Origin of the sequence: Aeromonas sp. ZOR0002 (assembly GCF_963866995.1) — a bacterium.
Taxonomy (GTDB): domain Bacteria; phylum Pseudomonadota; class Gammaproteobacteria; order Enterobacterales; family Aeromonadaceae; genus Aeromonas; species Aeromonas caviae.
In genome coordinates, this window is the sequence record NZ_CAWMFQ010000173.1 from 33,706 (window position 1) to 41,230 (window position 7,525).

Here is a 7,525-nt window from a genome sequence, read left to right on the forward strand (position 1 = left end):
CGTTTCGAAAAGGAGAGCGAGCAGGAGTGGTACTACCGGGTGCGGCTGCTGCTCGATTATGTGAGCGGCATGACGGATACCTATGCGCTGGAGGAGTTCCGGCTGTTGTCAGGGATTTGACTGAACCTCTTTTTGGCCGCATTCCACCCATATGGGTGGGAGAGATATTGCGTAAAATTCGGTGTTTTTTTACACTGCGGCAACTTGTTCAACTTTCACACGGTAAGGAGACGACCATGCAACATTCCATGTTCAACGTTGCGTTCGATCGCTGCTCTGGCAGCGCGAAGACTCGTGCTCTTTATTTGCCGCGTGGAGGGGACAGGTAACACCTGCTTTTTTCATCACCCGCGGTTGTCCCGCAGGGTGATCACCTCTCTCCGGGGGAACCGCACGTTCAACTGGAGAATATTATGTCTATCGAACTCGCCCTGCTGCGCCACGTAGAGACCCTGGTTCAAAAAAGGATCACCCGGCTGGAGTGTCGCGTCAGCTACCTGCATCTTTCACCTGCCCTGCTCAAAGACATCGGGCTGGAAGGCAAGGAAGTGCAGATCGCCCACATCCGTGAGCGGGAGTTTCAAACCGGTTTCCGGCTCGGGAACCGAATAACCTGATGGGAGGGGGCCCGGCCCCCGACCTGGTGGATGGCAGGCCTGGGCCTGCCATTTTTCTTTCCTGATGAGCATTGTCTCAATTTAGTTGTCGCACATTGCGCCAAACACTCTATGATCCCCCTCCGTTTCGTATGGGAGTTGATAATGTTCCGCCGCTGCTGTCGTCTCATCCTGCTATGTGGTCTGGCTTTCTGGAGCCTGATGGTTGCGGCTGCGCCGGCGCAACTGGACCAGAGCAACTTCACCCTGGACGAACTGCACTGGCTTGCCACCCATGATGAACTGGTTGTCGGCATGCCTTCGGCGGCCTGGCCACCCTATGTCTATACCGATGGGCGCGGCAACTTCACCGGCCCCCTGGATGAGTTCGCCTCCCAGATTGCAGCCAGGCTGGGGGTGAGCCTTCGCTACCGTGCCTATGCCAACAATGCGGCGGTCCAGCAGGCCTTGCTGGATGGCAAGGTCGACATGTTGATCGGGGTGGCACCGAGCCCGACCCGCACCCTGCAGATGCAATTTACCTCCGAGCTGATGGCACTGCCCCGCGCCGTGCTGCTGACGGGGGGGCGGGAGAGCCTCTCCCTGGAGGAGGCCTATGGGGTGCGCTGGGTCTGCGTCTTCGGTGTCAGCGCCTGCGATGAGCTGCTGCGCCTTGGGATCTCGAACCTGATCACGGCCGACAGCCGGGACGAGGCGATCTTCATGCTCAAGGAGGGCAAGGCGGATGCCTACCTGGCCGAGCTGCCCATGCTGAACAGGCTGCAAGCCATGGCGGGCATGGCGCTGGCCAGGATCGACTGGATGAGGGATACCTCCCTCGCCATGGCCGTGGCGCCCAGGAATGATGTCTTGCAGGGATTGCTGGAGCGGGCCCTCGAGGACATCTCTCCCCTCGAGCGTCGCGCCATTCTGGAGGCGGGGGATATCCTCGACTATGCCCTGGTGAAAAGGAGCAGGGAGATCGTCTTCAATCCGCAGGAGCAGGCGTGGTTGCAAGCACATCCGGTCATCCGCTACGGGGTTGCCCCGGATTGGCCCGGGATGAGCGAGGTGGACGACAGGGGGCGGCTCAAGGGGCTCATTGCCGATCTGCTGACACTGATGAGCCAGCGTGCCGGGCTCCAGTTCACCCTGGTGCCGACCCGGAGCTGGGCCCAGAGCATGGCGCTCTTCCAGGATCGCAAGCTGGATCTCATCCCGGCCATGACTCCCACCGCGGAGCGTCAGCAGTTTGCCCGCTTTACCCCCAACTACGCGTCGATCAACCGGGTGGTCGTGGCGAGGCAGGGGATGGCCGAGCTCACCGCCGCCAGGGCCCTGAAAGGGCACAGGGTGGGCATGGTGGGGGGCTCGGTGGAGCAGGTCTTGCTGAACGAGGTGGGGGCCATCGCCGTGCCGGTGGCCAGCGATGCCGAATTGCTGCCCCTGCTGGACCAGCAGAAGGTCGACTATGTGCTGATGAGCACCACCACCTTGGAGCAGTCGCTGCAAAAGGGATTCAGCGACCGCTACCAGGTGGTCTTCTCCGGCAGCGACCTGCGGGTACCCATCGCCATGGCGACCCAGTTGCAGGACCCCATGCTGCAGCAGATCCTCACCAAGGTGTTGATCGCCATTCCCCCCGACGAGCTCTCCGCCCTGGAGAAAAAGTGGCTCTCCCTGACCATACAGACGGGACTGGATCCGAAGACGGTGCTGCTCTGGTCCTCCCTTGGCGGCGGCATCTTCCTGCTCTGCCTCTTGCTGTTCATGGGCTGGAACCGGACGCTGCGCCGCCAGATCAGCCAGCGGCGGGAGGCCGAGCGGCGGCTCGAGGAGCAGCTGGTGTTTGTCCAGATGATGCTGGATGCCCTGCCCAACCAGGTGGTGCTGACCAACGAGCGCTATGAAGTGGCAATGACGAACCGGGCGTACCGGCAGATGTTTCTCGGCGGGGAGAACCTGACGGGCTCCTATGAGCGGTTGCTCCAGGATCGATTGCCCGAGTCGATCCGTGCCAGGGTGATGGAGGAGGATGCCAGCGTCTGGGAGAGCGGAGAGGAGCTCCATGGCCGGGGCGAGATCCGGTTTGATGACGATCGCCTGCACCAGATGATATACACCAAGCGGCTCTTTGCGGGGCCCGATGACAAGCGGCTCGGGATCCTGACCGTGCTGACCGACGTGACCGAGCTGGAGCAGGCGCGGTTTGCGGCCCAGGAGGCGCAGACCCGGCTGACCCAGATCACCGACAGCATGCCGGGTCTGGTCTATCAGTATCACTGGCTTGGGCCGGGCAAGGGGCACTTCCTCTACACCTCGCAAGGGGTCAGGGAGATGGTGGGGGTCGAAGAGGACCTGGTCGGCATGGCGGTCACCGGTGCCTCCATCCTGGGGCTGACAGGCAAGGCGCACGAGGACTTCGTGGCCACGGTGGATCGTCATGCCCTGAGCATGCAGCCGCTGGATCTCGAGGTGGAGATCCGGCGCCAGGGGGAGGCGGGCTATTTGCAGATCCGTGGTCACTTCGTTCACCAGGAGGGGCTTGAAGGGGTCATATTGAACGGCGTGGTGCAGGACATCACCAAGCTCAAGCGCCAGGAGCTGGAGCTGCGCCAGGCCAGGCGGGTGGCGGAGGAGGCGACCCAGGCGCGCAGCCGCTTCCTCGCCACCATGAGTCATGAACTTCGCACTCCCATCTCCGGCATGCACGGCATGCTGGAGCTGCTGCAAATAAGTGCGCTGGACGACGATCAGCGCTACATGTTGCGCAATATCTCGACCTCCACCAACCATCTGCTCTATCTGGTGAACGACATCCTGGACTTCTCCAAGATGGAAGCCGGGCAGTTGCAACTGCACCCCCATCACTGCCGCCTGACCTCGGTGATTTGCGATGTCATCCGGGGACATGCGGCCCTGGCCTATGGCAAGGGGCTCAACGTGACGCTGCGGTGGGGGAAGACGGTGCCGGATCTGGCCTGCATTGACGGGATAAGGGTGGGGCAGGTGATCTCCAATCTGTTGAACAACGCGGTGAAGTTCACCGAGGCAGGGGCGATCGCCATCCAGGTGGATTATGAAGACGACCGGCTGGCCTTCCGGGTCCGGGATACCGGGATCGGCATCGCCCTGGAGCAGCAGCGCACCCTCTTCATCCCGTTCAAGCAGGTGGAGTCCGACACCAACCGTCGGTTTGGCGGCACCGGGCTTGGGCTTGCCATCTGTAATCAACTCACCCAGAAAATGGGGGGGAGCCTGACCCTGGAAAGTACCCCCGGAATGGGCACCTGCGTGACCTTCACGCTGCCCCTGGCCGAGTGCCAGTGGGAAGCGCCGCCCCTGACCGGTCAGGTATGGTGGTGGTTTGGGGAGGATGAGGGGCTGGAATCGGTGATGGCCAGGCTGGGCGCCAGACTGGTTCGCATGGAGGCACACCATTGGCAGCAGCCCCTCGAGGGGCATCTGCTGGCGCAGGAGAATCACCTGGAACAGGCCCTTGGCAGTGACTGGCTGGCCTGTTTGCAGCGTTCGAACCTCAAGGGCATAGTACTCTCTCCCCATGAGGCCCTGCGGGGGCGCATGGGGGGCGACGCCTGGTGGCGACTGGGACAATCGCCTCTCTACCCCGATCTGTTGCTGGAAACCTGCCAGTCACTGTTCAACCAGCAGGCGAGCCAGTCGATGGGGATGGAGGGGGAGAAGCTCAGGGGGCGGGTGCTGGTGGCGGATGATCACCCCGTCAACCGGGCATTGCTGACGAGACAGCTCGCTATCCTGGGGCTTGAATCCGAGGTGGTGGAAGATGGCGAGGAGGCGCTGCGCGCCTGGCAGGGGCAGGACTTCGCCCTGCTGCTGACCGACTGCCACATGCCGGTGATGGATGGCTATGCCCTCACGCGAGCCTTGCGGGATGCCGGGGACAGTGCTCCCATTATCGGGGTGACGGCCGATACCTCTGAGGAGGCGAGCCAGCAGATGCGTGATGCCGGCATGAACGACATGCTGTTCAAGCCCTACAGTCTGGATGCCCTGAGCCAGACCCTGGGACGCTGGTTGCCGACTCAGGAAGAACAGCTCGCCTCGGAGGCGCCCCGGCAAGCCAGGGTTCAGCTGCCAGGCATAAGCTGGTTGACCCTGTTCGGGGATGAGGCGGTGGCTCGCAGCATGGCCAGCGAATATCTGGACGCCAACGAGCAGGATGGCGAGGACATGAGGCTGGCGCTGGCCAGCCAGGATACCCAGGCGCTGGTGGAGACGGCACATCGCATCAAGGGGGCCGCGCGCATGGTAGGACAGCAGGCATTGGCAGAGGAGGCGGCCCGGCTGGAGGCGGCGGCCAGATTGAAACAACTGGACAAGCTCGATGACCTGGCCAGGGCGGTACAGGCATTGATGGACTCTATCAGAGGTGAAACGGGGTTATGGCTCGATGAATAGCGCACGGCATGAGTTGGCGATCATGGTGGTGGAGGATCACAACTTCCAGCGCAAGGCCCTGATGCACCAGATCCGCGGACTGGGCTACGGCAACCTGCTGGAGGCGCAGGACGGGGAGGAGGCGCTGGCACAGTGCCAGCACCACAGGGTCGACATCCTGTTCTGTGATCTGCGCATGCCGGGCATGGATGGCATGGCGCTGCTGCGCCGCCTCTCCCTTGGCGGGTTCCGCGGCGGCATCGTGCTGTGCAGCGCCCTGGAGGATGACGTGGTCGATGCCGTGCTGCGCATGAGCCGGGCCTATGGCCTGCAGGTGCTGGGGCGCATCGAGAAACCCGCGTCTCCCCAGCAGATCGCGCAGCTCATCGGAGCCTGGCGGCCCCAGCAGGTGCGCAGCCAGGAAGAGGATGGTTATCACCTGACCCTGGATGAGCTGCGCCGGGCGCTGGATCAGGACCAGTTGCTGCCCTGGTATCAACCCAAGGTGGGTTTTCACAACGGGGAGTGGCTCGGCATGGAGGCACTTGCCCGCTGGCAGCACCCCGAATATGGCCTCATCTCGCCAGCCCGTTTCATCCCGCTGGCGGAGCACAACGGGCTCATCGACCCGCTCACCGAGGTGATCATCGGCAAGGCGCTGCGGGACGGCCACCTGTGGGAGAAGACCGGGCTCTCCCTGAACCTGTCGATGAACCTCTCCACCACCTCCCTCATCGAGGGGGATCTGTGCAACACCCTGCTCAGCCACTGCCAGCGCTGGAGCATCAACCCCGAGCTCATCACCCTCGAAGTGACCGAGAGCGCCTTCGTCAAGGATCTCGGCAAGTCGCTGGAGGTGCTGACCCGCTTGCGGATGCACGGTTTTGGTCTCTCCATCGATGATTTCGGGACCGGCTACTCCTCCATGCAGCAGCTCGCCCTGCTCCCCTTTACCGAGTTGAAACTGGACAGATCCTTCGTGGATCGCTGCTATGAAGATCCCTCTCGCCTAGCCATCATCGAGTCCAGCATCGAGCTGGCTCGCAAGTTGGGCTTGAAATCGGTGGCCGAGGGGGTCGAAGATGAGGCGACCTGGCAATTGCTGGCGAAGCTGGGGTGCGATCAATGCCAGGGCTTCTTCTCCGCCCGCCCCATGCCCCGCGAGGAGCTGATGGGGTGGCATCAGGGTTGGCAGGCTCGTTTGCCCGCGCTCATCAGACGCTAATCCCGGGCAGGATGCCCGACGAATTCCAAGGATGGCCATGAAAATATCAAGCAAGTTGTTGTTGAGCTTCTGTTTTATCAACCTGCTCATCATTCTCTCCTCCGCCCTTGTCTATCATCAGCTCGGCCGGATCGAAGGCTCGCAAGATGCCTTGCTGGCCCAGGCCCTGCCCGCCCTGCAGCGGGACGAGGCGAGCCAGAAAGCCCTGATTGCCACCGTTTCATCCCTGCGGGCCTATCTCATCCTCGGCAAGGATCCGGCACAGGGTGATCGCATCAAGCAGGAGTGGGAAGAGGCCTGGCACGCCATCGATCGCCAGCGTTTCACCCCCGACCTGACCCGGGCACTCAAGGATTTCAAGGGGGCACAGTCACAGGTGTGGGCCCTGGCTCACACCGAAGAGAACCTGCCCGCCCACACCCTGATGCTGCTGGAGGCCGGCCCCCTGGCGGAATCGGCCCTCGATCAGTTGCAGTCTTTTGCCAATGAAGAGGTGGCGACGCCCCAGGCGACGTTGCCCGGTGACAGGCGCCTGCTGCTCAAGCAGGTGGGGGATGCCTACAACAGCCTGGGCAATGCGCTCTCCGCCCTGCGGGATTTCCTCATCTCGGGGGAGAAGGAGTACCTGGACAAGTACCGGGACTACTACCAGTTCCACCAGCAGCGGGTGGCCGAGCTGAAACAGCAGGAGGCCAACTTCACCGAGGCACAAAAGGGGCTCTGGACGCTCTTTGAAGAGATGTCAGCCCCCTTTGCCGAGCTGGTCGGCCAGGTGATCGAGAAGCGCCAGGCCCCGGACTGGGACAGGGCCAACCACCTGATGGCCACCGAGATAGAGCCCGCCCTGACCCGGCTGGCGGATCAGCTGGCGACTCAGGTGACCCATACCCGTGCCGAGGTGGACAAGATGGCGGGGGAGATGGCGGCCGCCAGTCAGACCATTCACCGCACCCTGCTGCTGGCCACCACCAGTGTCATCCTGCTGGGCACCCTGGTGGCCCTGCTGTTCAGCCGGCGCCTGACCCGGGACATCGCCAGCTTGGTGAAACGGGCGGGCCTGGTGGCCGATGGCCGCCTCCCCGTCACCCCCTTGCCCGTGCTTCGTCAGGATGAGCTGGGAGGGCTCACGGGCTCCATCAACCGGATGTCGGCACAGTTGCGCGAGCTGGTGGGGGAGATCCAGGGGGCGGTCGGTCAGGTGGAAGGGGCTGGCCGCGAGGTGGGCCAGACCACCAATGCCATCGTGGATGATCTGGCGAGCCAGAATCAGCGGCTCGATGCGGTG

The 7,525-nt window shown here is 63.0% G+C and carries 5 protein-coding genes; all 5 read left to right on the forward strand.

The features are described from left to right. The coding region (locus AACR77_RS10135; RefSeq protein ID WP_042881210.1) for a deoxyguanosinetriphosphate triphosphohydrolase at nt 1-120 on the forward strand (120 nt) is incomplete at its 5' end. Between the two features lie 293 nt (nt 121-413). Continuing rightward, nucleotides 414-617 (forward strand): hypothetical protein, encoded by a 204-nt coding sequence (locus AACR77_RS10140; protein ID WP_042881212.1) that lies wholly within the window; start codon nt 414-416, stop codon nt 615-617. A gap of 144 nt (nt 618-761) precedes the next feature. Then, nucleotides 762-5,036: a transporter substrate-binding domain-containing protein gene (locus AACR77_RS10145; protein WP_042881214.1), complete on the forward strand. Its 4,275-nt coding sequence runs from the start codon at nt 762-764 to the stop codon at nt 5,034-5,036. Beyond that, nucleotides 5,029-6,240, forward strand: a complete 1,212-nt coding sequence (locus AACR77_RS10150) for an EAL domain-containing response regulator (RefSeq protein WP_041214588.1) — start codon at nt 5,029-5,031, stop codon at nt 6,238-6,240. The genes AACR77_RS10145 and AACR77_RS10150 overlap by 8 nt, the downstream gene beginning before the upstream one ends. A 37-nt stretch (nt 6,241-6,277) precedes the next feature. Next, nucleotides 6,278-7,525 (forward strand): HAMP domain-containing protein (locus tag AACR77_RS10155; protein ID WP_042881216.1); only part of this gene is annotated, 1,248 nt, incomplete at its 3' end.